The 24645-nt window shown below is 72.3% G+C and carries 26 protein-coding genes; 13 read left to right on the forward strand and 13 right to left on the reverse strand.

Features of this window, described 5'->3' with window-relative positions; genetic code table 11:
* Nucleotides 1-39 precede the first annotated feature (39 nt).
* From HCK04_RS25815 to HCK04_RS25825, 3 genes are read left to right on the forward strand one after another with little or no spacing between them, the layout of a single operon-like run.
* Nucleotides 40-249 carry a cation transporter gene (locus tag HCK04_RS25815; RefSeq protein ID WP_142649986.1) on the forward strand — a complete coding sequence of 70 codons (210 nt, stop codon included), beginning with the start codon at nt 40-42 and terminating at the stop codon, nt 247-249.
* Nucleotides 246-1211, forward strand: coding sequence for a hypothetical protein (locus HCK04_RS25820; protein ID WP_142649987.1), 966 nt, complete (start codon nt 246-248; stop codon nt 1209-1211). Before HCK04_RS25815 ends, HCK04_RS25820 begins: the two co-directional genes overlap by 4 nt.
* Nucleotides 1212-1240: 29 nt before the next feature.
* Entirely contained in the window at nt 1241-3487 is a 2247-nt protein-coding gene (locus HCK04_RS25825) for a heavy metal translocating P-type ATPase (RefSeq protein WP_142649988.1), read from the forward strand.
* 75 nt (nt 3488-3562) lie between these two features.
* Here HCK04_RS25825 and HCK04_RS25830 read toward each other — a convergent pair whose 3' ends face one another.
* Nucleotides 3563-3922 carry a hypothetical protein gene (locus tag HCK04_RS25830; RefSeq protein ID WP_142649989.1) on the reverse strand — a complete coding sequence of 120 codons (360 nt, stop codon included), beginning with the start codon at nt 3920-3922 and terminating at the stop codon, nt 3563-3565.
* 170 nt (nt 3923-4092) lie between these two features.
* Here HCK04_RS25830 and HCK04_RS25835 point away from each other — a divergent pair, with 170 nt between their 5' ends.
* Nucleotides 4093-4395, forward strand: coding sequence for a hypothetical protein (locus tag HCK04_RS25835; protein ID WP_142649990.1), 303 nt, complete (start codon nt 4093-4095; stop codon nt 4393-4395).
* A gap of 107 nt (nt 4396-4502) precedes the next feature.
* Nucleotides 4503-4973, forward strand: coding sequence for a MarR family transcriptional regulator (locus tag HCK04_RS25840; protein ID WP_142649991.1), 471 nt, complete (start codon nt 4503-4505; stop codon nt 4971-4973).
* Between the two features lie 9 nt (nt 4974-4982).
* Here the strand turns inward: HCK04_RS25840 and HCK04_RS25845 are convergent, their stop codons facing one another.
* On the reverse strand, nt 4983-5315 hold the full coding sequence (locus HCK04_RS25845) for a DUF4260 domain-containing protein (RefSeq protein ID WP_142649992.1): 333 nt from the start codon (nt 5313-5315) through the stop codon (nt 4983-4985).
* A 176-nt stretch (nt 5316-5491) separates the two neighbouring features.
* Here HCK04_RS25845 and HCK04_RS25850 point away from each other — a divergent pair, with 176 nt between their 5' ends.
* Nucleotides 5492-6325 (forward strand): alpha/beta hydrolase, encoded by an 834-nt coding sequence (locus HCK04_RS25850; RefSeq protein ID WP_142649993.1) that lies wholly within the window; start codon nt 5492-5494, stop codon nt 6323-6325.
* Between the two features lie 296 nt (nt 6326-6621).
* On the opposite strand, the gene crcB (HCK04_RS25855) is transcribed toward HCK04_RS25850, so the two are convergent.
* The 3 genes from crcB (HCK04_RS25855) to crcB (HCK04_RS25865) are packed head-to-tail and all read right to left on the reverse strand — an operon-like array spanning nt 6622 to nt 7870.
* Nucleotides 6622-6993, reverse strand: coding sequence for a fluoride efflux transporter CrcB (crcB, locus tag HCK04_RS25855; RefSeq protein WP_142649994.1), 372 nt, complete (start codon nt 6991-6993; stop codon nt 6622-6624).
* Nucleotides 6990-7343 (reverse strand): DUF190 domain-containing protein, encoded by a 354-nt coding sequence (locus HCK04_RS25860; RefSeq protein WP_142649995.1) that lies wholly within the window; start codon nt 7341-7343, stop codon nt 6990-6992. Before HCK04_RS25860 ends, crcB (HCK04_RS25855) begins: the two co-directional genes overlap by 4 nt.
* Nucleotides 7340-7870, reverse strand: a complete 531-nt coding sequence (crcB, locus tag HCK04_RS25865) for a fluoride efflux transporter CrcB (protein ID WP_205830714.1) — start codon at nt 7868-7870, stop codon at nt 7340-7342. The genes HCK04_RS25860 and crcB (HCK04_RS25865) overlap by 4 nt, the downstream gene beginning before the upstream one ends.
* A gap of 437 nt (nt 7871-8307) precedes the next feature.
* Here crcB (HCK04_RS25865) and HCK04_RS25870 point away from each other — a divergent pair, with 437 nt between their 5' ends.
* A complete protein-coding gene (locus tag HCK04_RS25870; protein ID WP_142649996.1) occupies nt 8308-8592 on the forward strand; it encodes a DUF1540 domain-containing protein in 285 nt (94 codons plus the stop codon).
* Here the strand turns inward: HCK04_RS25870 and HCK04_RS25875 are convergent.
* The 5 genes from HCK04_RS25875 to HCK04_RS25895 all read right to left on the reverse strand — a co-directional run bounded on the left by HCK04_RS25875 (nt 8573) and on the right by HCK04_RS25895 (nt 14893).
* Entirely contained in the window at nt 8573-10408 is a 1836-nt protein-coding gene (locus HCK04_RS25875; RefSeq protein WP_277351538.1) for an IucA/IucC family siderophore biosynthesis protein, read from the reverse strand. The two genes, HCK04_RS25870 and HCK04_RS25875, sit on opposite strands and share 20 nt — an antisense overlap.
* Before the next feature lie 20 nt (nt 10409-10428).
* Nucleotides 10429-11001, reverse strand: a complete 573-nt coding sequence (locus HCK04_RS25880; RefSeq protein WP_142649997.1) for a GNAT family N-acetyltransferase — start codon at nt 10999-11001, stop codon at nt 10429-10431.
* A complete protein-coding gene (locus tag HCK04_RS25885) occupies nt 10998-12293 on the reverse strand; it encodes a SidA/IucD/PvdA family monooxygenase (protein ID WP_142649998.1) in 1296 nt (431 codons plus the stop codon). The genes HCK04_RS25880 and HCK04_RS25885 overlap by 4 nt, the downstream gene beginning before the upstream one ends.
* Nucleotides 12280-13785 carry an aspartate aminotransferase family protein gene (locus HCK04_RS25890; RefSeq protein ID WP_205830715.1) on the reverse strand — a complete coding sequence of 502 codons (1506 nt, stop codon included), beginning with the start codon at nt 13783-13785 and terminating at the stop codon, nt 12280-12282. The genes HCK04_RS25885 and HCK04_RS25890 overlap by 14 nt, the downstream gene beginning before the upstream one ends.
* Nucleotides 13786-13867: 82 nt before the next feature.
* Entirely contained in the window at nt 13868-14893 is a 1026-nt protein-coding gene (locus tag HCK04_RS25895) for an ABC transporter substrate-binding protein (protein WP_221889972.1), read from the reverse strand.
* 135 nt (nt 14894-15028) lie between these two features.
* Here HCK04_RS25895 and HCK04_RS25900 point away from each other — a divergent pair, with 135 nt between their 5' ends.
* From HCK04_RS25900 to HCK04_RS25925, 6 genes are read left to right on the forward strand one after another with little or no spacing between them, the layout of a single operon-like run.
* A complete protein-coding gene (locus HCK04_RS25900; RefSeq protein WP_142650076.1) occupies nt 15029-16060 on the forward strand; it encodes an iron chelate uptake ABC transporter family permease subunit in 1032 nt (343 codons plus the stop codon).
* Nucleotides 16057-17097: an iron chelate uptake ABC transporter family permease subunit gene (locus HCK04_RS25905; protein WP_240971816.1), complete on the forward strand. Its 1041-nt coding sequence runs from the start codon at nt 16057-16059 to the stop codon at nt 17095-17097. The genes HCK04_RS25900 and HCK04_RS25905 overlap by 4 nt, the downstream gene beginning before the upstream one ends.
* Before the next feature lie 35 nt (nt 17098-17132).
* Nucleotides 17133-17942: an ABC transporter ATP-binding protein gene (locus HCK04_RS25910; RefSeq protein WP_142650078.1), complete on the forward strand. Its 810-nt coding sequence runs from the start codon at nt 17133-17135 to the stop codon at nt 17940-17942.
* Nucleotides 17939-20479 carry a penicillin acylase family protein gene (locus tag HCK04_RS25915; RefSeq protein ID WP_142650000.1) on the forward strand — a complete coding sequence of 847 codons (2541 nt, stop codon included), beginning with the start codon at nt 17939-17941 and terminating at the stop codon, nt 20477-20479. The genes HCK04_RS25910 and HCK04_RS25915 overlap by 4 nt, the downstream gene beginning before the upstream one ends.
* Nucleotides 20469-21053 carry a GNAT family N-acetyltransferase gene (locus HCK04_RS25920; protein ID WP_142650001.1) on the forward strand — a complete coding sequence of 195 codons (585 nt, stop codon included), beginning with the start codon at nt 20469-20471 and terminating at the stop codon, nt 21051-21053. Before HCK04_RS25915 ends, HCK04_RS25920 begins: the two co-directional genes overlap by 11 nt.
* A complete protein-coding gene (locus HCK04_RS25925; protein WP_142650002.1) occupies nt 21050-21787 on the forward strand; it encodes a (2Fe-2S)-binding protein in 738 nt (245 codons plus the stop codon). Before HCK04_RS25920 ends, HCK04_RS25925 begins: the two co-directional genes overlap by 4 nt.
* 21 nt (nt 21788-21808) lie before the next feature.
* On the opposite strand, the gene HCK04_RS25930 is transcribed toward HCK04_RS25925, so the two are convergent.
* The 3 genes from HCK04_RS25930 to HCK04_RS25940 all read right to left on the reverse strand — a co-directional run bounded on the left by HCK04_RS25930 (nt 21809) and on the right by HCK04_RS25940 (nt 24510).
* Nucleotides 21809-22888, reverse strand: coding sequence for an RNA polymerase sigma-70 factor (locus tag HCK04_RS25930; RefSeq protein WP_312845771.1), 1080 nt, complete (start codon nt 22886-22888; stop codon nt 21809-21811).
* Nucleotides 22888-24090: an FAD-dependent oxidoreductase gene (locus HCK04_RS25935; protein WP_142650003.1), complete on the reverse strand. Its 1203-nt coding sequence runs from the start codon at nt 24088-24090 to the stop codon at nt 22888-22890. Before HCK04_RS25935 ends, HCK04_RS25930 begins: the two co-directional genes overlap by 1 nt.
* A gap of 117 nt (nt 24091-24207) precedes the next feature.
* Nucleotides 24208-24510, reverse strand: a complete 303-nt coding sequence (locus HCK04_RS25940) for a hypothetical protein (RefSeq protein ID WP_142650004.1) — start codon at nt 24508-24510, stop codon at nt 24208-24210.
* Between the last annotated feature and the right edge of the window lie 135 nt (nt 24511-24645).

Genomic DNA, 24645 nt, shown 5'->3' on the forward strand with positions numbered 1-24645 from the left:
TTCCCGTCGATGCGGAACGAGTTATCAGGAGTGATCGGCATGACCAGCACCTACACCGTCACCGGTATGACCTGCGGCCACTGCGTCAGCTCGGTCAGCGAAGAGGTCGGCGTGGTCCCCGGCGTGACCGGCGTTCAGGTGGACCTGGCCACCGGCCTGCTGACGGTCGAGAGCGACGGCGGCGTGGACGACGCGGCCGTCGTGGCGGCCGTCCGGGAGGCCGGATATGACGTGGCGGGTGTCTCGTGAACACCCCGGCCCGGCTCGGCGCGTACGCCGCGGGCCTCGCCGTGGTCTTCGTGGCGGCGCTGGGCGCGGGGACCGCGCTGGGCTCCGGTGAGCCCCCGCGCGCGACCCCGCGCCCCGCCCACGGCCATACGGATCCCACAGGCCCCGCGGACTCCACAGGCCCCGCGGACCACGCTGGCTCCGCGCCCGGCCACGCTCACGAGCAGACCTCAGAGGTGGCGAGCGCGCCCCCGGGCCTGCAGATCTCCCAGGACGGTTACACGCTGGTCCCCCTGACCACGACGCTCAAGCGGGGGAAGGCCACCGACTTCCGCTTCACCGTCAACGGGCCCGACGGCGCGCCGGTGACCCGCTATCAGGTGAAGCACGAGAAGAAGCTGCACTTCATCGTGGTCTCCAGGGACCTCGGCGACTTCTGGCACCTGCACCCGGAGGAGGCCGGTGACGGGGTCTGGTCGGTGCCGCTGACGCTGCCCGACGCCGGCGCCTATCGGATGTTCGCGGACTTCGCCCCCGAGGGCGGGCCCGACCTGACGCTCGGCGCCGACCTGTTCGTCCCCGGCGACTACCGGCCCCGGCCGCTGCCGCCGGTGGAACGTACGGCCCAGGTGGACGGATACACGGTGACACTGGCCGGCGACCTCACGGCGGGCCAGGTGACTAAGCTCGTGTTCACGGTGAGCAAGGACGGCACGCCGGTCGGCGATCTCGAGCCCTACCTGGGCGCCAAGGGCCACCTCGTCGCGATCCGTGCGGGCGACCTGGCCTACCTGCACGTGCATCCCGAGGAGGACACGACGGCGGCCGGGGTGACCTTCGCCGCGTCGGCACCGAGCGGCGGCGACTACCGCCTGTTCCTCGACTTCAAGCACGGCGGCACCGTGCACACCGCCGCGTTCACCGTACGGTCCACCGGCACGGCGGCGGGGCATGGTCTCGAAGACGCCCATCCCGGCCACTGACAGCGCACAAGACGCGGAAAGGAGGAGCGATGTCCTCCATCACCGGCGACAAGCCGTCTGCCGCGGGCGGCACCGTCGAGCTCTCGATCGGCGGCATGACCTGCGCGTCGTGCGCGAACCGGATCGAGCGCAAGCTCAACAAGCTGGACGGTGTCACCGCCACGGTGAACTACGCCACGGAGAAGGCCAAGGTGACCTTCCCGGCCGATCTGGACCCCCATCTGCTGGTGGCGGAGGTGGAGAAGGCCGGTTACACCGCCGCGCTCCCCGAACCGCCGAAGCCCGAGCAGGCTCCCGAGGAGCCGGGCGACGAGCTGGCTCCGCTGCGGACCCGGCTGCTGGTGTCGGTGGTGCTGGCGGTGCCGGTGATCGCGCTGGCGATGATCCCCGCGCTGCAGTTCACCTACTGGCAGTGGCTGTCGCTCACGCTCGCCGCCCCGGTCGTGGTGTACGGCGGGCTGCCGTTCCACAAGGCGGCCTGGACCAACCTGCGGCACGGCACCGCCACCATGGACACCCTCGTCTCCCTGGGCACGATCGCCGCGCTGGGCTGGTCGCTGTGGGCCCTGTTCTTCGGGGATGCGGGGGTGCCGGGGATGACCCACGGGTTCGACCTGACCATCACCCGCAGCGACGGCGCGGGCAACATCTACCTGGAGGCCGCCGCCGGGGTGACGGCGTTCATCCTCGCCGGGCGCTACTTCGAGGCCCGCTCCAAGCGGCGGGCGGGTGCGGCGTTGCGGGCGCTGCTGGAGCTGGGCGCCAAGGACGTCGCCGTCCTGCGCGAGGGCCGCGAAACACGCATCCCTGTCGGGGAGCTGCGGGTGGGCGACCTGTTCGTGGTCCGTCCCGGGGAGAAGATCGCCACCGACGGTGTGATCGAGGAGGGCACCTCGGCGGTCGACGCCTCGATGCTCACCGGCGAATCCGTCCCGGTCGAGGTGCGGCCCGGCGACCCGGTGACCGGCGCCACGGTCAACGCCGGCGGGCGGCTGGTGGTGCGGGCCACCCGGATCGGCGCCGACACCCAGCTCGCCCAGATGGCCCGCCTGGTGGAAGACGCCCAGACGGGCAAGGCACAGGTGCAGCGCCTGGCCGACCGCATCTCCGGGATCTTCGTCCCCATCGTCATCGCCCTGTCGGTGGCGACCTTGGGATACTGGCTCGGCACCGGCGAAGGAGCAGGCGCGGCGTTCACCGCCGCGGTCGCGGTGCTGATCATCGCCTGCCCGTGCGCGCTGGGGCTGGCCACGCCGACCGCGCTGCTGGTCGGCACCGGCCGCGGCGCCCAGCTCGGCATCCTGATCAAGGGCCCCGAGGTGCTGGAGTCGACCCGGCGGATCGACACGATCGTGCTGGACAAGACCGGCACCGTCACCGAAGGCCGGATGACCCTGGTCGAGGTCCACACCACCGGCGGGGTCACCGAGCGGGAGGTGCTGCGGCTGGCCGGGGCGCTGGAGCACGCCTCCGAGCACCCCATCGCCCAGGCGATCGCCCGGGGCGCCGCCGAACGCGTGGGCGAGCTGCCCACCACCGAGGACTTCGCCAACGTCGAGGGCCTGGGGGTGCAGGGCATCGTGGACGGCCACGCCGTACTCGTGGGACGGCCCCGGCTGCTGGCCGAGTGGTCCCAGCACCTGCCCGCCGACCTCACCGAGGCCCTGGAGCAGGCGCAGGCGGCCGGCCGTACGGCGGTGGCGGTCGGCTGGGACGGCCAGGCCCGCGGGGTGCTGGTGGTGGCCGACGTGGTCAAGCCCACCAGCGCCCAGGCCATCGCCGACCTGCGGGCGCTGGGGCTGACCCCGGTGCTGCTGACCGGCGACAACCAGGCGGTCGCCCGGGCGGTCGCCGCCCAGGTGGGGATCGACGAGGTGATCGCCGAGGTGCTGCCCGCCGGGAAGGTCGACGTGGTCAAGCGACTGCAGGCCGAGGGCAAGACCGTCGCGATGGTCGGAGACGGGGTCAACGACGCCGCCGCGCTGGCCCAGGCCGATCTCGGTCTGGCCATGGGCACCGGCACCGACGTGGCGATCGAGGCGGCCGACCTGACGCTGGTGCGGGGTGACCTGCGGGTGGCGGCCGACGCGATCCGGCTGTCGCGGCGCACGCTGCGCACGATCAAGGGGAACCTGTTCTGGGCGTTCGCCTACAACGTCGCGGCCCTGCCGCTGGCCGCCGCGGGGCTGCTGAACCCGATGATCGCCGGAGCGGCGATGGCCTTCTCCAGTGTCTTCGTCGTCAGCAACAGCCTGAGGCTCCGCCGCTTCCGTTGAGGCCGCTTCCGCTGACGTCGCCTCCGGGCCATTCGAGGCCGGGTTGTCCACAGCCTGTGGACAACCCGGCCTTGGTCATTCCCGGCGCGCCGGGCCGGTGGAGTGCGGGCTATCCATGCGGCGGCCGGTCTCCTCGATCACCTGCCGCAGGACGTCCGCGAGCTCCGGACGCTCCGTCAGGGCGTCCTCGATCCGGGCGCGCCAGGCGCCGACCTCGGCGGACAACGCGTCCCCACCTGCGGCGCGGGTGCCCTGCGCCGGCCCGGCCTCCTCGCGCTGGAGGCGCAGGCGGGTGCGGGCCAGGTCCGATTCGTACCCCTGCCCGAGACGGCGTGCGAGCGTCTCACCGAGCCACCAGTAGGCGTCGGCCGTCGCGGCCGCGACGAACACCCTGGCGCTCTCCCAGGCCACACGTTCCCTGTGGATGACTGCCACGCCCTGACGGTACGTCCGTACTTTCCGGCGGGCAATGGCCCGTTTCGTCACCGGTTCTCGCCGCGCTTTTGGTGCCCCGGCGGGCGTGACCTGAGTTTGTCGCTACCTACACACGGATACGAAGGGTGACGATCAAGCACGATCGGTTACACCTGAGATGAGGAATCTTCATGCACCGCCCTATTCGTCTTATGTCCCTGGCCGCCCTGACCTGTGCGGGCATCCTCGCCGCCGCGCCCGCCTACGCGGGCTGCGGCGGTGACGCGCCGAAGGCCACCACGCCCGCCACCGCCACCGCCGCGGTGGGCCTCGGCGCCAAGGCCGACGCGAACGTCGGCCTGGGACTCGGCCTCAACGTCGCCCTCGACGTGAACGTCGACCTCGGCCTCGGCCTCGGCCTGGACGCGCAGGGCGGCACCCGCTCGGGGACCCTGGCCTGCGGCAAGCCCGCGGTGCTGCGCTACTGCGGCTGACCGGCCGGCGGTGACCCGGCCGGCACCGGGTCACCCTCGACATAAAACCTTGTGCACGATTGGAACGTTCACGTGCCAATGGCGGGCCAGGCTCCTACAGTGGAGAGATGACCAGCACCACAAGCGACGGGCTGCCCCGCGTTCTCGACGACAAGATGTGCTTCGCGCTGTACGCCGCCTCCCGCGCCGTCACCGCCCTCTATCGGCCGATTCTCGATGAGATGGGGCTGACGTACCCGCAGTTCCTGGTCCTGCTGGTGCTGTGGGACGGCCCCGAGGAGGGCGTCGCGGTCAAGGAGCTCGGCGGGGCGTTGCAGCTCGACTACGGCACGATGACGCCCCTGCTCAAGCGCCTGGAGGCGAACGGCCTGCTGCGCCGGGAGCGCCGCGTGGACGACGAGCGCACGGTGCAGATCACGCTGACCGAGAAGGGCGCCGCACTGCGGGAGCGCAGCGACGCGGTCTTCGCCTCCGTCGGCGATGCGATGGCGCTCGAACCCGACGAGTTCGCCCGCACGCTCACCACCCTGCGCCGCCTGACCGCCAACGTCACCGCCCACGCCGACCGGCGAGGCTGAGAGCCGCCCTCACCGCTCGGCCGGCACATCCCGCGATGCCACCCGGCGCCCCAGCGTCCGTTCGAGGGCGATGCGGGTCAGCCAGCCGAGGCCGGCGGTGAACAGTGGCGGCCACACGATCGGGCCGAACGAATAGACGACCAGCACCACGAGCGGGATCCACACGCGGTGGACCGCCTGGTAGAGCACGCCGGGCGGCCGGACCCCGGCGAGCCGCGCGATGTCGATCAACGCGAAGAACGCGAGCGCGGCGAGGGTGGTCGGCAGGCCGTACTTGACGCTCTCGAAGACCGCGAACGCGGCCAGGAAGAGCGCGAACGCTCCCCAACCGATCCTCCGCAAACCGGCCAGCATCCTTCTCCACCCTTCCCCCGGGCCGCGGCGCGACCGGCACACCCGTGATCGTACTCACATCCGGACTCCTCGGACGCGATTACCTTGTGCACAACTTAATCGTGGTCTAGTCTCTAGCGCGTACCAAGATTGCGAACCGCAACGGAGATCAGAAGGAGCGCGTCATGGCGTACATCACTGTCGGCCAGGAGAACAGCACCGACATCAACCTCTACTACGAGGACCACGGCACCGGGCAGCCGATCGTGCTCATCCACGGCTACCCGCTGGACGGCCACTCGTGGGAGAAGCAGATCCCCGCCCTGCTCGACGCCGGCTATCGCGTCATCACCTACGACCGCCGCGGCTTCGGCCAGTCGAGCCAGCCCACCGTCGGCTACGACTACGACACCTTCGCCGCCGACCTGAACACGCTGCTGGAGACCCTCGACCTGCGCGACGTGATCCTCGTCGGCTTCTCCATGGGCACCGGCGAGGTCGGCCGCTACCTCGGCACGTACGGCTCGGCGCGGGTCGCCAAGGCCGCGTTCCTGGCCTCCCTCGAACCGTTCCTGCTCAAGACGGACGACAACCCGGAGGGCGTCGACGGCAGCGTGTTCGAGGGCATCCTCGCGGCCGTGACCAAGGACCGCTACGCCTACTTCACCGAGTTCTACAACGCCTTCTACAACACCGACGAGAACCTCGGCACCCGCCTGAGCGAGGAGGTCGTCCGGGCCAACTGGAACACCGCAGCGGGCGCCTCCTGGTATGCCTCGTCCGCGGTCGTCCCCACCTGGACGACGGACTTCCGGGCCGACATCCCCAAGATCGACGTTCCGGCGCTCATCGTGCACGGCACCGCCGACCGCATCCTGCCCATCGAGTCCACCGGCCGCCCGTTCCACCGGGCGCTCCCCCAGGCGGAGTACGTCGAGATCGAGGGCGCCCCGCACGGTCTGCTGTGGACCCACGCCCAGGAGGTCACCGACGCGCTCCTCGCCTTCCTGGCGAAGTGATCCCCATCGTCGCGATGACCCGGCACCGCTGACGCCGTCGGCCGTCCGAGACGCGCCGCCCCGCTCCTCCACACGCGGGGCGGCCGGGGGCCGTCCCGGGCAAGGAACACGGCCGGGCGGTCCCGGGAAAGCAACGCGGCCGGGCGGTCCCGGGAAAGCAACGCGGCCGGTCTCAGGAAGCAACGCGGCCGGCCAGTCTTAGGGGGAGCGCGGCCGGTCTCAGGGGGAGCAGCACGACCGGGCGGTCTTGGGGAAACAGCGCGGCCGGTCTCAGGGAAGCGCGCGGCCGGGTCGGGTCAGGCGAGGAGGGCGGCCAGCGCGAATCCGGCGGCCGCGGCGAGGACGCCGAAGACCAGGCTGCCGAGCGCGTTGAGCCCGGCCTCCAGCACCGAGCCCTCCTCCAGCAGCCGTACGGTCTCGAAGCCGAACGTGCTGAACGTCGTGAACGCACCGCAGAAGCCGGTGCCGAGCAGGGTGAGCATGGCGGTGGGCAGCCCGAGGTGGTCGTGGGCGCCGAACAGCAGCCCGAGCACGAACGCCCCGGACAGGTTGACCGACAGCGTGCCCCACGGGAACACGCTGTCGTGCAGGCGCTGCACCAGGCGGTCGAGGAGATAACGGGCGGGGGCGCCGACGATGCCGCCGAGGAAGACGAGCAGCAGGGTCACGACTCGGCCCGCCCCGCCTCACGCCCGACGTAGCGGTAGACCTCCACGGGATCGACGACCACCAGGCCCTCGGTCACCAGCTCGTCCAGTTCCGCCAGGAACGCAGTGATCTTCTCCGGGATGTCCACGATGACGACGGCGACGGGCAGGTCCTCGCTGAGCGACAGCAGGCGGCTCGTGTGGATGCGCGAGGACGCGCCGAAGCCCTCGATGCCCCGGAACACGCTCGCCCCCGCCAGGCCCATCGCCCTCGCCCGGTGCACGATCTCGGTGTACAGCGGCCGGTGCCGATACTGGTCGCTCTCGCCGATCAGGATCGTCAGCCGCTGCGCGGGCCCCTGCAGTCTCATTCGCCCTTCCTCCCGCCTCGCCGTACGGGGAGGCCCGCCAGGGTGCGGGCGAGGACGATGCCGCACCAGACCGCGACCAGTCCGGCGACCAGGCTCGCCGCGGCGTACGCACCGGCCACCACCCCCGCGCCGTGCGACACACTGTCGACGATCTCCACGCTGAAGGTGGAGAACGTCGTGAACCCGCCGAGGACGCCGACCCCGAAGAACGGCCGGACGTAGCGGCTCGGCGGCCAGACGTCCAGGACGAAGACCATCAGGAGCCCGAGCGCGAAGCAGCCGGTGACGTTGATGAGGAACGTCCCCCAGGGAAATCCGGTGGGCGGCCCGGGGAAGGCCTGGCCGACCAGATATCTGGCCACGGCGCCGGCTCCGCCGCCGAGGGCGATCACCGCGAGGACATCCCAGGTCCGGCCGCGAGCCGGGGGCGCGGGCGTGCGGAACGGGTCCGGTGCATGCCGGAGGTCCACGTCGGGGTCGACCGGCAGATCCGCCTCTTCCCGATCGCCGCGTACGCGCCGGCTCACACCGTCCTCCTCACCACCCGGCCTGCCACCCGCCCCGCGTTCGTTCTGCGCCCGTTTCGCGGCCCGTTTCGCGGCCCGTTTGCGGCCGGGCCCGCCGCCCGGCCTGATCACGGGTCCGTACGACGGTCGCCAAGGGGAGCGGATTCCGCACGAGTGCGTCCCAGTTTAGGTGGCGGCCTGCACCGCCTTCCGGCCGCGGCGGCGACGACGTCCACGTGCTGCTGCAACGCATCTCCGCCCCGGGTGCCACGCGACGGCGGGGCCGCCGACCCGACCGCCCTGCAGCTCCTCGCCCTGGCCGAGGAGCTGCTGCACCAAACTGCTGTGTCCCCTGGCGTGGCTTGGCCGAGTCTGGGATCTCGGTGGAGATTGCCGACCTGGTCGAAGGCGGTATGAGCCAGGACGAAAGCCACGATCGTCAGAGGGAGCAGCCGCCCATGGAAATGCCCGTAGTCAACCGTTGCCAGGCCACCTCGTGCGCGTACAACCGCGACGGCACCTGCCACGCCACCGCCATCACGGTCGGGGACGTGTCCCACGCGCACTGCGACACGTTCTTCACCGCACCCACACCGGGGGGCGACCAGCAGACCGTGGGCCGGGTGGGCGCCTGCAAGATTTCCGACTGCCAGCACAACGTGTCGCTGGAGTGCCAGGCGCCCGGCATCGACATCGGCTACTCCCTGGACGAGGCCGACTGCCTCACGTACGCGCCCGCGTAACCGCTCCGCCCTCACGACGAACCGGAGCGAATCGGGCGATGGGGTTGACCAGCTCGCCGGCCATCTGCAGTGCCGCCGACGGGTCGGTCAGGTCCACCATCTGCCGGTTGTCGCGCAGTTGCAGGCGGTTGAGGCACGACAGGGCGAACGTCTCCGCGAACAGGTCGTAGCGCCGGAACCGCTCCGCGAGGTGGGGGACCGACCGCTGGTAGGCCGTCGCGCACTCGGCGACGGTCCGCCAGAAGGCGTCCTCGTCGAGCACGCCGTCCGTGGCGAGCACCGCGTTGAGGAACCGCAGGAAGCAGTCGAAGACGTCGGTGAAGATCGACAGCAGCCGGTGCTCCTCGGGCACCTCGGCGCGGATCCGCCGGGCCTCGGGCGGCAGCTCCGCGTGCGGGTCCATCACCACGATCTCCTCGGCGATGTCCTTGAAGATCACCCGTTCCACCGCGCCGCCGTTCAGGACCAGGATGACGTTCTCGCCGTGCGGCATGAACGCCAGGTCGTACGCGTAGAAGGCGTGCAGCAGCGGCACGAGGTAGGCGTCGAGGTAGCGCCGCAGCCACACCTCGGGGGCGAGACCCGACTGCTCGATCAGCGCCGCCGCGAACGACCGGCCGTCCTGGTCCGTGTGGAGCAGGGAGGCCATGGTGGCCAGGCGCCTGCCCGGCTCCAGGCCCGCGACCGGGCTCTCCCGCCACAGCGCCGCCAGCATCTTGCGGTAGGGCGAGTGGCGGTCGGTGGCCGCCTCGAACCGGCGGTTGCGATAGCCGACGGCCGCCCGCTCGCGGATGATCGTCAGGCGGGTCGCGCGGAGGACCTCGTCGTCCGCGATCAGGTCGGCGAGCCAGTCGTTGATCGCCGGGGTGCCCTCCATGTACGCCGCCGACAGGCCGCGCACGAAGCCCATGTTCAGCACCGACAGGGCGGTCTTGACGTAGTGCCGGGACGGCTCGCTCGCGTTGAAGAACGTGCGCACCGACTGCTGCGCGAGGTGCTCGTCGTCGCCGGGGCCCAGGCAGACCAGCCGCCGCTCGGCGACCTCCGCCGCGAACGTCACGGCGATCCGGTTCCACCACTGCCAGGGGTGCACCGGCACGAGCAGATAGTCGGCCATGTCGAGCCCCAGGCCGGCCAGCGTGCCCGCGAAGCGGGCCAGGACCTCCTCGCCCAGCTCGCCCCGCATGAGCCGTTCGTAGTCGATGTCGCGCGAGCAGGTGAACGTGGTGTGGTCGCGGTGGGCGGCCAGCCAGATCAGCCGTACGGGCGCGGCGGCCTCGGGGGCGTAGCGGTGGTGGTCGTCGATGCCATAACCGATCCGGCCGCTGTTGGCCACGAAGCACGGGTGGCCCTCGGTCATGGCGGCCTCGATGTCCTGGAAGCCCGCCTTCGCCAGCTCGGCCGCGCCGACCGGCGGGCGGCTCAGCTTGTACGCGAGGCTCGCCAGCGTGGAGGTGATCTCCTCCAGGTAGACGGGGAGGATCGCGTCGCTCAGCCCGAGCGGGCCGCGCATCTCGGTGACGAACTCCAGCGCGTCGAGCGGCAGTGGCTCGCCATCGGGCCCGTGGCGGGTGACCTCGCCGATGTGCCAGTGGTCGAGGGACAGGACCGCGGCGGTGAACCGATACTCCACCCCGCCCGGCCCGCGCACGGCGTACCGCCCGTCGCCGAGCGGCCGCGGGGTGAGCAGCCGCTCGTGGGCGAACTCGGCGAGCGCCTTGCGCACCAGCCGCCGGTTGGCCTTCTCCCAGGTGGCGGGGGTGAGATGCGCGACCGCGGCCATGGGGTCGTGTGCCGCCACGGGATTCGCCGTCATGGGGGCCGCCGCTGACGAGTTCACGCGTGCACCTCCCGGGCCGCCGCGCGGAACCGTTCCCGGGTGCAGACGCTCAGCAGGGCGTCCTTCTCCGGCTTGGCGATCGTTCCGACGACCTCGAAGCCGACGGCCGCGTTGAGCGCGTGCACCGCCGTGTTGCGTACGTCGGGCTCGACCACCACCCGCCGGGTCGCGGGATCGGCGAACAGCAGCTCCATGACCGTGGTGATCACGGCGAAGGTGAAGCCGTGGATCGGGGTCTCGGCGGGCGCGCACAGGAAGTGCATGCCGACGTCGCCCTCCTCGGCGTCGTAGAGGCCCGCCAGCTCGACCCGGGCGGGGTCGTAGCGCTCGGCCAGGAAGGCCGGGCGGCCGTTCACCAGCCCCAGGTACGCGTCGCGGTGCGGGTGCTCGACGATCTCGCGGTACTCCTTCTCCACGCGGGCGACGTCGGCGTCCTGCATCATCCAGAACACGGCCTTGGGATGGGTGACCCACAGGTGCACGGTCACCGCGTCGGCCTCCGGATCGAGGTGGCGTACGGCGAGCTCGCCGACCCGCCCGTCGGTGCGGCGGAACAGGACGTCACTCATGCGATCACGCCCTCGGGCGCGCCGAAATCCTGGAAGGCGATGGTCTTCTCGATGGGGTAGTGCTCCCGGCCGAGGATCTGGGCGATGATCCACGAGTTGCGGTAGGGGCCCATGCCGAGGTCGGGCGAGGTCACGCTGTGGGCGTGGGTGGCGCCGTTCTGCAGGAAGATCCCCCGGCCGGTGACGTCGATGCTGTAGTTCCTGGCCACATCGAAGCGGCCGTGCCGGTCCCACCGGATCCGGTCGCGTACGGGGTCGAGGAAGGCGGGGGGCTCGTAGCGGTAGCCGGTGGCCAGCACGAGCCCCTGGGTGACGAGCGTGAAGTCGCGCTCCTGCTCCACGTGGCGCAGCCCGAGCGTGTATTCGCCCCGGCCCGCGTCGTACGCCGCCTCGCGCAGCTCGGTGCTGGTCAGCAGCCGGGTGGGGATCGGGCCGCCGGCGGTCTTGGCGTAGAGCAGATCGAAGATCTCGTCGATCAGCGCGGCGTCGATGCCCTTGTAGAGGCCCTTCTGCTCGCTTTCGAGGCGATAGCGGGTGTCCTCGGGCAGCGCGTGGAAGTAGTCCACGTACTCCGGCGAGGTCATCTCCAGGGTCAGCTTGGTGTATTCCAGCGGGAAGAACCGCGGCGACCTGGTCACCCAGGTGAGCCGGTAGCCGCGCGTGTCGACGTCGGCCAGCAGGTCGCGGTAGATCTCCGCGGCGCTCTGCCCGCTGCCGACGATCGCGATGCTCTCCTTCGCCTGTAGCGCGGCCTTGGCGTCGAGGTAGCCGGCGGTGTGGACGAGGTCGCCGCCGAGGCCGCGGCAGGCCTCCGGCACGTACGGCGGGGTGCCGGTGCCGAGCACGAGGTGCGGGGCCCGGTGCTCGGTCTCCCCTCCGTCGTCCGTCACCGAGCGGACGACGTAGTGCCCGTCGGCCTCGTCGTACGTCACCGAGGTCACCCGGTGGCCGAAGCGGACACTGCGCAGCCGTGCGGCGGCCCATCGGCAGTAGGCGTCGTATTCGGCGCGGAGCGCGTAGAAGCTCTCGCGGATATAAAAGGGATAGAGCCTGCCGGTCTCCTTCAGGTAGTTGAGGAAGGAGTAGGGCGAGGTCGGGTCGGCCAGCGTGACGAGGTCGGCCATGAACGGCGTCTGCAGCGTCACGCCGTCGAGCATCATCCCGGGGTGCCAGGCGAAGCCGGGCCGCGCCTCCAGGAACACGCCGTCGAGCTCCGCGATGGGCTCGGCCAGGCAGGCCAGGCCCAGGTTGAACGGCCCCAGCCCGATGGCGACGAAGTCATGAGCAGACATGCGTCACCTCCTCGGTGAGCGGAGCCAGGTCGTCCACGTACCGCTGGGCGTGTCCGGCGAGGAGGTCGAGGACGTGCGCGACGTCGTCCAGCGTGGTCTCCGGGTTGAGCAGGGTGAGCTTCAGGTAGTGGCGGCCGTCGACCGTGGTGCCCGCGACGACGGCCTCGCCGGAGGCGGCCAGCGCCTCCCGGGCGTACAGGTTGGCGTCGTCGGCGAGCTTGCGGCCCAGGCCTCCGTGCCGCGGGCCGTCCGGCGGCAGGTAGCGGAAGACCAGCGTGCTCAGCGGCGACCGCGTGACGATCTCGAAGCGCGGGTCCGCCGCGATCAGGTCGTACGCCTCCGCCGCGCGGTCCACGACCTCGTCGAACAGCTCGCCGACCGCGTCCGGGCCCATGATCCGCAGCGTCAGCCAGAGCTTGAGCGCGTCGAAGCGGCGAGTGGTCTGCAGGCTCTTGTCCACCTGGTTGGGGATGCCGCGCTCGGCCATCCGCCGGGGATTGAGGTAGTCGGCGTGGTGGGCCGCGTGCCGCAGCATCGCGCCGTCGCGCACCAGCACGGCGCTGGAGCTGACCGGCTGGAAGAAGGACTTGTGGAAGTCGACGGTGACCGAGTCGGCCCGCTCGATGCCGTCGAGCAGGTGCCGCCGCCTGCGGGAGACCAGCAGCCCGCAGCCGTAGGCCGCGTCGACGTGCAGCCACACCCCGGCGGCCTCGCACAGCGCGGCGATCTCCGGCAGGGGGTCGATCGAGCCGAAGTCGGTGGTGCCCGCGGTGGCCACCACGGCCATCACCACCTGCCCGGCGCGGTGGCATCGGTCGAGCTCGCGGGCGAGCGCGGCCGGCCGCATCCGCCGTTCGCCGTCGGTCTCCACGGTGACGACGGCGTCGGGCCCGAGCCCGAGCAGGTCGGCCGCCTTGCGCACGCTGAAGTGCCCGGCCTCCGAGGTGATCACGCGCAGCCGCGCCGGTGGGGCCTCCGTACGGGCCTCCTCGCGGGCGAGCAGCAGGGCGTGGAGGTTCGACTGGGTGCCGCCGCTGGTGAAGACGCCGTCGGCGGCGGGACCGAAGCCGATCCGGCCGGCCGTCCACTCGATCAGGCGGCGCTCGATGAGCGTGCCGCCCGCGCTCTGGTCCCAGGTGTCGAGTGAGGAGTTCACCGCGGACAACACGGCCTCTCCCAGCAGCGCGGGGATCACCACCGGGCAGTTGAGGTGGGCCAGATAGCGGGGGTGGTGGAAATAGACGGCGTCGCGCAGGTAGACCCGTTCGAGCTCGTCGAGGGCGGCGGCGTGGTCGTGCAGCGGCCGTTCGAGGTCGATCGCGGCGATCTCCGGCGCGAGCCGTTCCGGGGACACGCCGCTGAACGGCCGGTCGGCGCGCCGGATCCGGTCGGCCACCCGCGCGGTCGCCTCGGTCATCGCCCGCCGGTATCCCTCCACCGTGCGGTCGTTGAAGAGGTACGGCCGCACGGTCCCGGCATGGGGAGAGGTCATTGTCATCCTTACCGTGAAGAAGTTAGGGTAGGCGAACCTAACTTTTGGGAGTCGACACGTGTCCCCGGGTTCCGGAGTGGGGTCAGCCGAGCTTCTCGGCGTTCCTGATCGCCGTCGCCAGGCCCTCCAGGATCGGGGCGGCTCCGGCGTACGAGAAGCGCGGCACGGGATCCCAGCCGATGATCTGGCCTGCCTTGACGGCGGGCAGCTTGGCCCAGGACGGCTTCGACGTCAGGTCCTTGGGCTGCAGCGCGGTGCTGCGGTTGTCGAGCAGGATCAGATCGGCGTCGTACTTGTCGGCGTTCTCCCAGCTCAGGTTCTCGTAGTAGCCGCCGTCACCGGGCTTGTCGGGCTTGACGATCTCGACCCCGAGCTGGGCGAAGTACATGAGGTCGGTGTTGACCTCGGGGTTGGAGACGTACAGCACGTCGGGGCTGCCGGAGGCGGCCAGCACCTTGATGCCGGGGTTGTCGGCGACCGCCTTGCGCACGCTCTCGGCGGCGGCCTCGAACCTGGCCTTGGCCTCGGTGACCTTCGGTGCGCCGAGGTCCGCGCCCAGCGACTCGGCGAGGGCGGCGTACCGCTCGATCGGCTCGGTCATCGGCACCCGGGCCACGCTGACGGCCACGGTCGGGGCCAGCTTGACGATCTTGTCCTTGCTCTCGTCGGGGACATACCACAGGGCACCGGGGTCGTACATGTGCGTGACGAGAAGGTCGGGACGCAGCGCGGCGTACTTCTCGATGTTGAACTCGCCCCAGACGTTGCCGAGGATCGTGACCTTGTTCACGTCGAGGTCGCCGGCCTGCGGCTCGGGCGAGCCGTCGGCGCGCTTGGTCTCGCCGAAGACACCGACGATCTTGTCCTGCAGCCCGTAGTCGACGAGCGCGGCGGCCGTCCCGGTGAACGCCACGATCCGCGACGGGACGGCCGCGGCCGTGACGGTCTCCTTCCTGTCGTCCACGAAAGACCACGATTTCGCGCTCTGACCTGCGGAGGAGGGTGCCGGATCGCTCGACCCGCAGGCGGCGAGCGCCAGGGTGAGTACGGCCGCTCCGCCCGCCGCGAAGAAGCCGCGACGGGGCATGGGGGAGTTCAGGTATCGCACGGTTCGTCTTTCTCTTGCGTTGACCCGGGGGTCTTTGGGGTTGATCGGTAGTTAGGTTACCCTTACCTAAGTTCTTGTCCAGAGGGGTGAGCGAAATCGCCCCCACGCCCCCCACCGGAGCCGGCCGTGGTCGTCATGGAGTCCTCGCAGATCAGCGGGCCTGCGGGGCCGCCGCGAAAACGCGCGGAAAACGGCCGGCGCGCCGCGGCACTGCTGGGCTCGGCGATCGCCCTGGCCGCCGTGCTCGTGCTCAGCCTCGGCCTCGGCGCCCGGCAGCTCTCCCCGGCCGAGGTGTGGCACGGGCTCGTCGACCCCGGCTCGGCCGCCTACACGGTCGTCCACCAGATGCGGCTGCCGCGCACCCTGCTCGGGCTGCTCGCCGGAGTCGCGCTGGGCGTCGCGGGCGGCGTCATGCAGGCGCTGACCCGCAACCCGCTCGCCGACCCCGGCCTGCTGGGGATCAACGCGGGCGCCTCCGCGGCGGTCGCCACGGCCGCCGGGATCTTCGGGGTGGGGACGTTCCAGGGCTACGTCTGGTTCGCGCTGGCCGGCGCGGCGGCCGTGTCCGTGCTGGTCTACGCCGTGGGCGGCGGGCGCGCGGCGACCCCGGCGCGGCTGGCGCTCGCCGGAGCCGCCGTCAACGCCGCGCTCTACTCGTACGTGAACGGGACGATGCTGCTCGACTCGGCCTCGCTGGAGACCATGCGCTTCTGGACGGTCGGCTCGCTGGCGAGCGCACAGGGCGAAACCTCGGCCATGATGGCGCCGTTCGTCGTGGCGGGCCTGCTGCCGGCGCTGGCCCTGGCCAGGCCGCTCAACGCGCTCGCGCTCGGCGACGACTCGGCACGCTCGCTCGGCGCGCACCCCGCACGGGTGCGCGCGGGCGCCATCGTGGCGGTGACGCTGCTGTGCGGGGCGGCGACGGCGGCCTGCGGGCCGATCGTCTTCGTCGGGCTCATGGTGCCGCACCTCGTGCGGGCGCTGACCGGCCCCGACCAGCGCTGGATGCTCCCCTGCTGCGCGCTGCTCGCGCCCGTGCTGCTGCTCGGCGCCGACGTGCTCGGGCGGCTGGTGGCCAGGCCGGGCGAGCTGCAGGCGGGCATCGTCACGGCGGTGCTCGGCGGCCCGCTGTTCCTGTATTTCGTGCGAAGGAAGGTCCGCGCATGACCGCCGTCGGGCCCATGCCCGTCCGCAGGGTAGCCGGCGGCATCCCCCTGCGGCCGAGGGCCGTCGCCGTCGGAGCCGGCTGCCTGCTGCTCGCGCTCGTCTTCGGCGTGCTCGCGGTGGGCGGCGGCGACTATCCGATGAGCCCCTCCGACGTCGTCCGCACCCTCCTCGGCGGCGGCGCACCGGCCGATGAGTTCATCGTGTGGGAGCTCCGGCTGCCCCGCGTGGTCACCGCGCTGCTCGTCGGCGCCGCCCTCGCGCTGGCCGGGGCGGTCTTCCAGTCGCTCGTACGCAACCCGCTGGGCAGCCCCGACCTGCTCGGGTTCACCCAGGGCTCGGCGGCGGGGGCGCTGCTCGTGGTCGTCACGGGCGGGAGCAGCGCGGCGCTCGCGGGCGGCGCGGCGCTCGGCGGCGTCGTCACCGGCGCGGTCATCTACGCGCTGGCCTGGCGCGGCGGACTGCACGGCCACCGCCTCGTGCTGGTGGGCATCGGCGCCACCGCGATCCTCACCGGCGTCAACGGCTATCTGCTGACCCGGGGACGGCTGATGGAGGCGGCGCGGGCCATGTTGTGGCTCACCGGCAGCCTCGACGGGCGCGGCTGGGAGGACGTCCTCCCGCTGCTCGCCGCGATGGCCGTGCTCGCGCCGGTGGTGCTGATCGGCTGCGCCCGCCCGCTGGCCATGACGGAGATGGGCGACGACCTGGCGCGCGGCCTCGGCGTACGCATCCAGGGACTGCGGCTGACCCTGGTGGCGGCGGCCGTGCTGCTCACCTCGCTCGCGGCGGCGGCCGCCGGGCCCGTGTCGTTCGTCGCGCTCACCGCCCCCCACCTGGCGAGGCGGATGACCGGGGCGCCCGGGCCCAACCTGCTCGCCGCGACGTGCACCGGCGCGGCGCTGCTGACCGGCGCCGACCTGGCCGCGCAGCGGCTGTTCGCCGGCCACCAGCTTCCGGTCGGGGTGGTGACGGGGGTGCTCGGCGGCGGCTACCTCGTCTGGCTGCTCGCCGCCCAGCGGAAGGCGGGACGGATATGACCGGCACGATCGTGGACGGAAACGTGATGGCAGGCATGCAGGAGGACGGGCCGCGCCTGCGCGGCAGCGCGCTCACCCTCTCGTACGACAAGAGGGTCGTGGCCGAGGGTCTCGACGTCGTCATCCCCGACCGGTCGTTCACCGTGATCATCGGACCCAACGCCTGTGGCAAGTCCACGCTGCTGCGGGCGCTGGCGCGCACGCTCCGGCCCGCCGCGGGCAGCGTGCTGCTGGACGGGCGGGACATCTCCGCCCTGCCCGCCAGGAAGGTCGCCAGGACCCTCGGCCTGCTGCCCCAGACGTCCGTCGCGCCGGACGGCATCACGGTCGCCGAACTCGTCGGCCGCGGGCGCTATCCCCACCAGCGGCTGCTGCGCCAGTGGTCGTCCGACGACGAGCGGGTGGTGCACGCGTCGATGGAGGCCACCGGGGTCGCCGACCTGGCCGGACGCCTGGTCGACGAACTGTCCGGCGGGCAGCGCCAGCGCGTGTGGATCGCGATGGCGCTGGCACAGGAGACGCCGCTGCTGCTCCTGGACGAGCCGACGACCTATCTGGACATCGCCCACCAGATCGAGGTGCTCGACCTGTGCGCCCGGCTGCACGAGGAGCGCGGACGCACGCTCGTGGCGGTGCTCCACGACCTCAACCACGCCGCCCGCTACGCCACTCATCTGATCGCGATGCGCGACGGCCGGGTCGTGGCCGCCGGGACGCCGGGCGAGGTCATGACGGCCGACCTGGTGGAGGAGGTCTTCCGGCTGCCCTGCCGGGTGATCGACGACCCCGAGACCGGCACACCGCTGGTCGTCCCCGCCGCCCGCCGCCGTACGGCCACGCGATGACCACGCCGAACGGGCTCTATCGGGACGCCTGGGGCATTCCCCACCTGCGCGCGGGCGATCCGTACGAGCTGGCCTTCGCGCAGGGACGTGTCACGGCGATCGACCGGGCCTGGCAGATCGAGGTCGAGCGGCGCCGGGCGACCGGCACGTCGGCGGCGATCCTCGGTCCGGACGCCGTCGCGTGGGACCACTTCGCCCGGCAGGCCCGGCTGGCGGACACCGCCGAGCGCTGCCTGCGCGCCCTGGACGCCCTGGACGACGACACGGCGCGCTGGGTGCGCGCCTACGTGGACGGCGTCAACGCGGGGCTTGCTGCGGGGGTACGCCGGGCTCCCGAGTTCACCGCGTCACGGGAGGGGACGGCCGCGGGAACGCGCCGGAATCCGGAGTCCGCGCGGGAGGAGACGGCCGCGGGAACGCGCCAGGCTCAGGAGTGCGCGCGGGAGGAGATGCCCGCGGGAGCACGCCGGGCTCCGGAGTTCGCGGCGTCGCGGGAGGGGACGGCCGCGGGGCTCACGCCGGGCCGGTGGGAGCCGTGGACGCCGATGGCGATCTGGCTGTCGCACCACATCCTCTTCGCGCATTTTCCGGCCAAGCTGTGGCGCGCGGCGGTGGCCGAGCGGCTGGGTCCCGAGGCGGTCGCGGTGTTCGCGGCCGACGGGCCGGGCAGCGGCGGGAGCAACGGCTGGCTGGTCCCCGCCGATCGCACCACCACCGGCGCGGCTCTGATCGCGGGCGATCCTCATCGCTTCATCGAGGACCCCGGCTTCTATCAGCAGATTCGTCTGGCCTGTCCCGAGTTCGACGTGATCGGGCTGGCCGTGCCAGGCGTTCCGGGCATCGCCCATTTCGGGCACGCCGGCTCGGTCGCCTGGGCGATCACCAACGCCATGGCCGACTACCAGGACCTCTACCGCGAGCGGCTCCGGCGGCGGGACGGCGGCGTCGAGGCGCTGGGACCGGACGGCTGGCGTCCCTGCGCCGCCCACGTCGAGACCATCGAGGTGGCGGGGGAGGCCCCGGTCGAGGTCGAGGTCGTCGAGACCGAGCGCGGCCCGGTCGTCATGCACGCCGGGCCCGGGCCGGAAGTGGGCGAGGGGGGACCGGCGACCGCGGAAGGTCCGGATCACGCGCGTGGCTTTCCGCGTGGCTTTCCGGGCGGTGTGTGGGAGGCGGTGAGCCTGCGCTATCCGCCCCGGGTGCGCCATGACCTGGGGTTCGCGGCGCTGCCGTCGCTGCTGCGGGCGAAGACGGTGGCCGACGTGGACCGGGCGCTCGACCACTGGGCCGAGCCCGTCAACGTCGTGCTCGCCGCCGACACCTCCGGCGGCCTCCTGCACCGCGTCGCCGGGGTGGTGCCCGTCCGTCATCCGGACAACGGGCTGCGGGCCGTGCCCGCCTGGGAGCCCGGCCACGAGTGGAGCGGCGACTACGCGCCGCTGCCCCGCCGCGAGATCTCCGGCATCACCGTCATGGCCAACGAGCGGGGGATCGCCGCGCCGCTCGGCGTCGAGTTCGCACCGCGCCACCGCGCCGACCGGATCCGGCGGCTGCTCGACGGTTCGCCGCGCTGGTCGGCCGCGGACATGGCGTCCGTCCACACCGACACCCTGCTGCCGAGCGCCGGCCCTCTCCTCGACCTGCTGCGCGGGCAGGCCGGGCTGGACGGACTGGCCGGGCTGGACGGCCTGGGCGGGCTCAGTCCCGAGGCCGTACGCCTGCGGGACCGGCTGGCGGCCTGGGACCGGCGCATGGACGTCGCCAGCATCGACGCGGCGGCGTACGCGGAGGTCCGCGCCGAGGTGGTGCGCCGCCTGGCGGCCCACCCCGCCCTGGCATGCCTGGCCGGGGTGGACGCGGAGGCGCCCGAGGTCTTCCGGCCGTGGCTCGCGCTGACCCCCCGTGTCGCGTACGCGCTGGAGAGCCTGCTGACGACCGACGTGCTGCCCGGGCTGGACCGGGCGGCCCTTGCGGAGCTGGCCCGGGCGGCGCTGGAGGAGGTGGCGGCACGCGACGAGCTCGCCGGCGTCCGGTGGGGCGACCTGCACCGCCTCGCCCCCTGGCGCGCCCTGCAGTCTTCTGTGGACAACCCAGGCTCTGTGGACAACGCATGCGCGGGTTCTGTGGAAGGCGCGAGCCCGGTGGACACGGGCCGTGTGGACGACCCGGCTTCTGTGGACGACGCATGCGCGGGTTCTGTGGAAGGCGCGGGCTCTGTGGACACGGGCCGTGTGGAAAGCCAGGGCTCTGTGGACGACGCGGTGCCGGGGGAGGCGGGCGTGCCGGGGGACCACGACTGCGTGCTGTCCACGTCGAGCGTGCCGGGCGTCACCCATCACTTCGCCCGGGGCCCGGCGGCGCGCTACGTGTGGGACCTCGCGCGGCGCGACGGGAGCCTGTGGATCGTGCCGTTCGGCGCGAGCGGCGTGCCCGGCGACCCCCATTGGCGTGACCAGCACCCGCTGTGGCTGCGCGGTGAACTCGCACCGGTGATCACCGACTGGGACCTACTCATCGAGGAGCGGCATGACGACTGAGGCGCACACCACGGCCCCCGCACGGCGTGCGGCCGTGTGGGAACAGACGGTCGAGGGGTTCGGCACCTTCCGCATCGTGCCGGTGGACCCGCCGGCCGACGCCGATCTCATCCACTCCTGGGTCACCGAGGAGCGGGCCCGGTTCTGGGGCATGCTCGACGCGAGCCGCGAGCGGGTGCTGGAGATCTACGACTATCTGGATGGCCTCGCCACCCATCACGCCTATCTCGTGTGCCGCGACGACCGGCCGGTGGCGCTCTTCCAGACATACGAGCCGGAGGCCGACCCGGTCGGGGAGTGCTACGACGTCCAGCCGGGCGACTTCGGCGTCCACCTGCTCGTCGGGCCGGCGACGGGGAAGGGCGAGCGCGGCTTCACCCCCGCCCTGCTGTCCGTGCTCCTGGCGTACGTGTTCGCCGACCCGCGCCACACCCGGATCGTCGCCGAGCCGGACACCCGCAACGACAAGGTGATCGACCGGATGCTGCGGACCGGCTTCACGCTCGGGCCCGAGATCGACCTGCCGGACAAGCGGGCCCGGCTGCTCTTCCTCGCCAGAGACCACCACCGATGACCACCACTGAGACCAAGGAGTGCGGAGTGCTGCTCGACACCCTTTCCAGCCATCTGGAAGGCCTCGCGGCGGAGCGCGGCGGCGTGCTGGGGGTGCTGCCCGGGCTGGTCGCCGACGACTCCCCCGGCTGGACCCCTGCCGCCGCCCTGGTGCGAGAGCCGTACGAGGGACTGCTCGCGCTGGTGGACGAGACGGCCGCACGCTGGAGCGCGCCGCGTCACGTGGCGGCGGCGCTGCTGTGGAAGACCTACGGCTACTGGCACACGATGCCGATGGCCCTGGGCTGGGGTCTCGGCCGCCGGGTGCCGCTGATGCGCCTGGAGGACACGCTGGTCAGGCCGTCCGCCGCGGGGGTGACGGTGGCGGCGTCGCGGGTGACCGTCGCCGTGCTCCCCGGCGACCCGCTGGCCGGAGCCGAGGGCACCGTCGTCGTGCCCGACCTCGCGGCGGCCATCAGGAAGGCGCTCCTGGAGAGCCAGTATCCGTTCGTCAGGGCGCTCGGCACCCTGACCAAGGTGGGCGAGCGCACCCTGTGGGGCTCGACCGCGGAGGCGTTCGCCCACCCGCTGCTCACGATCGGTCCGTACGCCGAGGCGGCCCGCCTGCTGGACGAGATCGGGCCGCCGGTGGCCGGACTGCTAACGCCCGACGGCGACGGATATCGCCGCCGCACGTGCTGCCTGTGGGTCACGCTGCCGGACGCCGAGGTCTGCTCCACCTGCTGCGTGTCCTGAGCGGCCACCCTCACGCGGGGCTCACCGCGTCCCGAGACTGCGGGGAGTGCCATCCGCGACCGCCTGGAGCTTGTCCGGGTTGGCCACGTTGTGGATGGTGGTGATCCGGCCGTCGGTGTCGAAATCGAAGGTGACGGTGGCGATCACGCGACCCGGGGCGCCGAAGACGATGCCGGGACCGCCGTTGATCTCGACGAGCTCGGCGTTCATGTCTGCGGGCTCGACGCCCTGGTAGCTGACCGTGCCGATGGAGGCGAACCAGGCGGCCACCGTCGCCGCGCCGATGACCGGGCGCAGGGCCTGGCGTACCTTGCCGCCGCCGTCCGTCCACAGGGTGACGTCCGGGGACAGCAGCTCCATCAAAGCATTCATGTCACCGCCGGTCGCGGCGGCGAAGAACCGCTCGGTGACCTGACGCTGCCGCGACCGGTCCGCCGCGAAGCGCGGCCGCCGGGCCGCCACGTGCTCGCGGGCGCGGTGCGCGGCCTGCCGTACGGCGGCCTCGGAACGCTCGACCGCCTCCGCGATCTCGGCGTGGCTGAAGTCGAAGACCTCCTTGAGCACGAACACCGCGCGCTCAAGCGGGCTCAGCGTCTCAAGCACCACGAGCATCGCCATCGACACCGAATCGGCGTCGGCGATGGTCTCGGCGGTGTCTGCGCTGGTCAGGATGGGCTCCGGCAGCCACGGCCCCACGTAGGCCTCACGCTTACGCTGCGTGGAGCGCAAGCGCTCCAGCGCCACGTTCGACACGATCCGCGTCAGGTACGCCTTCGGGTCGGCCACCTGCGAACGGTCGGCCGCCGACCAGTTGAGCCAGGCGTCCTGGACCGCGTCCTCGGCGTCGGCCGCGGAGCCGAGGACGCGGTAGGCCACCGAGAACAGCAGGTTGCGATGCTGCACGAACACCTGCTGGTCGAGGTCGCCAGGCTGCGTGATGCCAGGACTCCGGGTCATACCGGGAGGCAGGCCCATGCCGGAGAGCTCGGCCACGCCGGGAGGCCCGGTCATGCCAGGAGTCTCGCTCACGCCGGGAGGCTGGGGCGTGTCGGGAGGCCCGGTCATGCCGGAGGGCTCGGCCACGCCGGGGAGCTCGGTCATCACGCCTCCCGCACGCGGGTGAAGCGGCCACCGCGGGGCCAGAACGCGCCCGAGGCGGGCATCTTCTTCATGCGGCCCCACGTGGGCCATGGTGCTGCGGTCACCGTCTCCTTGTATCGCATGGCGACGCGGCCCGTCAGATACAGCCGCCGGGGGCTGTCGTCGGGGTGGGTGAACTGCACGACCGCGTCGTTCCGGCCCAGGCTGACCGGCGTGTGGTAGTAGCCGAAGCGGAACGGCTTGGGCCGCTTGCCCTTCAGCGTCCGGAGGATCGACAGCGCGGCGTGCACACCGGTCGGCATGCCGCCCTGGCAGGTGCCGTGCATGACGCCGTAGCCCTGACGGATCGCCGCCGCGTCACCCACGGCGTACACCTCGGGGTGGGACACCGACCGCAGTGCGGCGTCGGTGACGACCCGGCCGTGGTCGTCGACGGTCAGCCCGGCGGCGGACGCCAGCGGCGACACCCGCGTGCCGCTCGTCCACAGGACGGCGTCGGCCGGCACGCTCTCCCCGCCGGCCAGCTTGACCGTGCCGGGCAGCACCTTCACCACCTCGACTCCGCTGCGCACCTGCACCTTCAGGCGGTCGAGCGCGGCCCGCACATAAGCCCTGGCCTTCGGGTTCATGGCCGCACCGGGTTCGCCGCGGCCCAGCAGCACGACGCGCAGCTCCGGGTGCCGCTCGGCGATCTCCGCGGCCGACTCGACGCCGGTCAGCCCGCTGCCGACGACCACCACCGTGCCGCTGCCGAGCCCCGACAGCCGGTCGGCCAGCACCTCGGCGTCCTGGGCGGTGTTCAGGGTGTAGGCGTGGTCCTCGACTCCCGGGACCGCCGCCGTGTCGGCCACGCCGCCCAGCGCGTACACGAGCGTGTCGTAGGGCAGGACGCGTTCGTCGTCGATCCGCACGGTCTTCGCGTTCACGTCCACCGCCGTCACCCACCCGCGCTCGAAGTGCGCGGCCGTGCCCTCCAGCAGCTCGGGGATGCTCAGCTCGGCGAGCCGCTGCCCGCTCGCCGTCATGTGCAGCCGCAGCCGCTCGGTGAACCGCTCCTGCGCGTTCACCAGGGTCACCCGCACGTTGCCGCCCGGCTTGACCCTCGTCCCGAGCTGGATCGCCGCGGACAGGCCCGCGTATCCCGCCCCGAGGATCACCACTCGGTGGGTGGTCGCCGCCCCGGCTTCGTGCTGTGCGCTCATCGTTCCGTCTCCTCGTCCGAACCGTTGACGACCAGCAGATGGAAGCGGCCCGCCCATACGTGACACGCACCTGATGTGATCCGCACCACACACCCCCTTGGAGAGCGCAGGCCGGGTCTACTCGGGCTGGAGCATGGCGGACTCCTTCCTGCGTACGGCGGCGGCGCGGGCGGCGAGGAGCACGGACAAGGCCTCGCAGTCGTCGGGGGTGAGCGGCGCGAAGGGCAGCAGGTAGAGCCTGCCTCCCGGGCCGTCGATGAGCTCGATCGGCAGGGCACGTGCCGACGCCTCGGCCGGCGCGGCAACGGGCGGCGCGGCAACGGGCGGCGCGGCGACGGTGGCCGGGACGGGCGGGGGCGGCGCAGTGATGGTCCGCGCGGCGACGGGCGGCGCGGACGTGGGCAGCGCGGTGGTGGTCATGATGAGAGTGATTCTTCCGGACCCGACCGACAGTTCCGCGCCCTCGACCCCGTCCCTGGACGCACTTTCCCAACGCCCGTTTCGAGCCGTCCGCAGGACGCCGTCCCGAGGCGTCCTGCCTCTAAGCGCCGTCCC

Origin of the sequence: Microbispora sp. CL1-1 (genome assembly GCF_012034195.1) — a bacterium.
Lineage (GTDB): Bacteria > Actinomycetota > Actinomycetes > Streptosporangiales > Streptosporangiaceae > Microbispora.

What these genes read in the sequence shown, in the direction of transcription:
- HCK04_RS25815 (WP_142649986.1), top strand. Translation starts at nt 40, where the DNA reads ATGACCAGCACCTACACCGTCACCGGTATGACCTGCGGCCACTGCGTC.
- HCK04_RS25825 (WP_142649988.1), top strand. Translation starts at nt 1,241, where the DNA reads ATGTCCTCCATCACCGGCGACAAGCCGTCTGCCGCGGGCGGCACCGTC.
- HCK04_RS25835 (WP_142649990.1), top strand. Translation starts at nt 4,093, where the DNA reads ATGCACCGCCCTATTCGTCTTATGTCCCTGGCCGCCCTGACCTGTGCG.
- HCK04_RS25840 (WP_142649991.1), top strand. Translation starts at nt 4,503, where the DNA reads ATGACCAGCACCACAAGCGACGGGCTGCCCCGCGTTCTCGACGACAAG.
- HCK04_RS25850 (WP_142649993.1), top strand. Translation starts at nt 5,492, where the DNA reads ATGGCGTACATCACTGTCGGCCAGGAGAACAGCACCGACATCAACCTC.
- HCK04_RS25860 (WP_142649995.1), bottom strand. Translation starts at nt 7,343, where the DNA reads ATGAGACTGCAGGGGCCCGCGCAGCGGCTGACGATCCTGATCGGCGAG.
- HCK04_RS25870 (WP_142649996.1), top strand. Translation starts at nt 8,308, where the DNA reads ATGGAAATGCCCGTAGTCAACCGTTGCCAGGCCACCTCGTGCGCGTAC.
- HCK04_RS25875 (WP_277351538.1), bottom strand. Translation starts at nt 10,408, where the DNA reads ATGACGGCGAATCCCGTGGCGGCACACGACCCCATGGCCGCGGTCGCG.
- HCK04_RS25880 (WP_142649997.1), bottom strand. Translation starts at nt 11,001, where the DNA reads ATGAGTGACGTCCTGTTCCGCCGCACCGACGGGCGGGTCGGCGAGCTC.
- HCK04_RS25885 (WP_142649998.1), bottom strand. Translation starts at nt 12,293, where the DNA reads ATGTCTGCTCATGACTTCGTCGCCATCGGGCTGGGGCCGTTCAACCTG.
- HCK04_RS25890 (WP_205830715.1), bottom strand. Translation starts at nt 13,785, where the DNA reads ATGACCTCTCCCCATGCCGGGACCGTGCGGCCGTACCTCTTCAACGAC.
- HCK04_RS25900 (WP_142650076.1), top strand. Translation starts at nt 15,029, where the DNA reads ATGGAGTCCTCGCAGATCAGCGGGCCTGCGGGGCCGCCGCGAAAACGC.
- HCK04_RS25905 (WP_240971816.1), top strand. Translation starts at nt 16,057, where the DNA reads ATGACCGCCGTCGGGCCCATGCCCGTCCGCAGGGTAGCCGGCGGCATC.
- HCK04_RS25910 (WP_142650078.1), top strand. Translation starts at nt 17,133, where the DNA reads ATGCAGGAGGACGGGCCGCGCCTGCGCGGCAGCGCGCTCACCCTCTCG.
- HCK04_RS25915 (WP_142650000.1), top strand. Translation starts at nt 17,939, where the DNA reads ATGACCACGCCGAACGGGCTCTATCGGGACGCCTGGGGCATTCCCCAC.
- HCK04_RS25920 (WP_142650001.1), top strand. Translation starts at nt 20,469, where the DNA reads ATGACGACTGAGGCGCACACCACGGCCCCCGCACGGCGTGCGGCCGTG.
- HCK04_RS25925 (WP_142650002.1), top strand. Translation starts at nt 21,050, where the DNA reads ATGACCACCACTGAGACCAAGGAGTGCGGAGTGCTGCTCGACACCCTT.
- HCK04_RS25930 (WP_312845771.1), bottom strand. Translation starts at nt 22,888, where the DNA reads ATGACCGAGCTCCCCGGCGTGGCCGAGCCCTCCGGCATGACCGGGCCT.
- HCK04_RS25935 (WP_142650003.1), bottom strand. Translation starts at nt 24,090, where the DNA reads ATGAGCGCACAGCACGAAGCCGGGGCGGCGACCACCCACCGAGTGGTG.
- HCK04_RS25940 (WP_142650004.1), bottom strand. Translation starts at nt 24,510, where the DNA reads ATGACCACCACCGCGCTGCCCACGTCCGCGCCGCCCGTCGCCGCGCGG.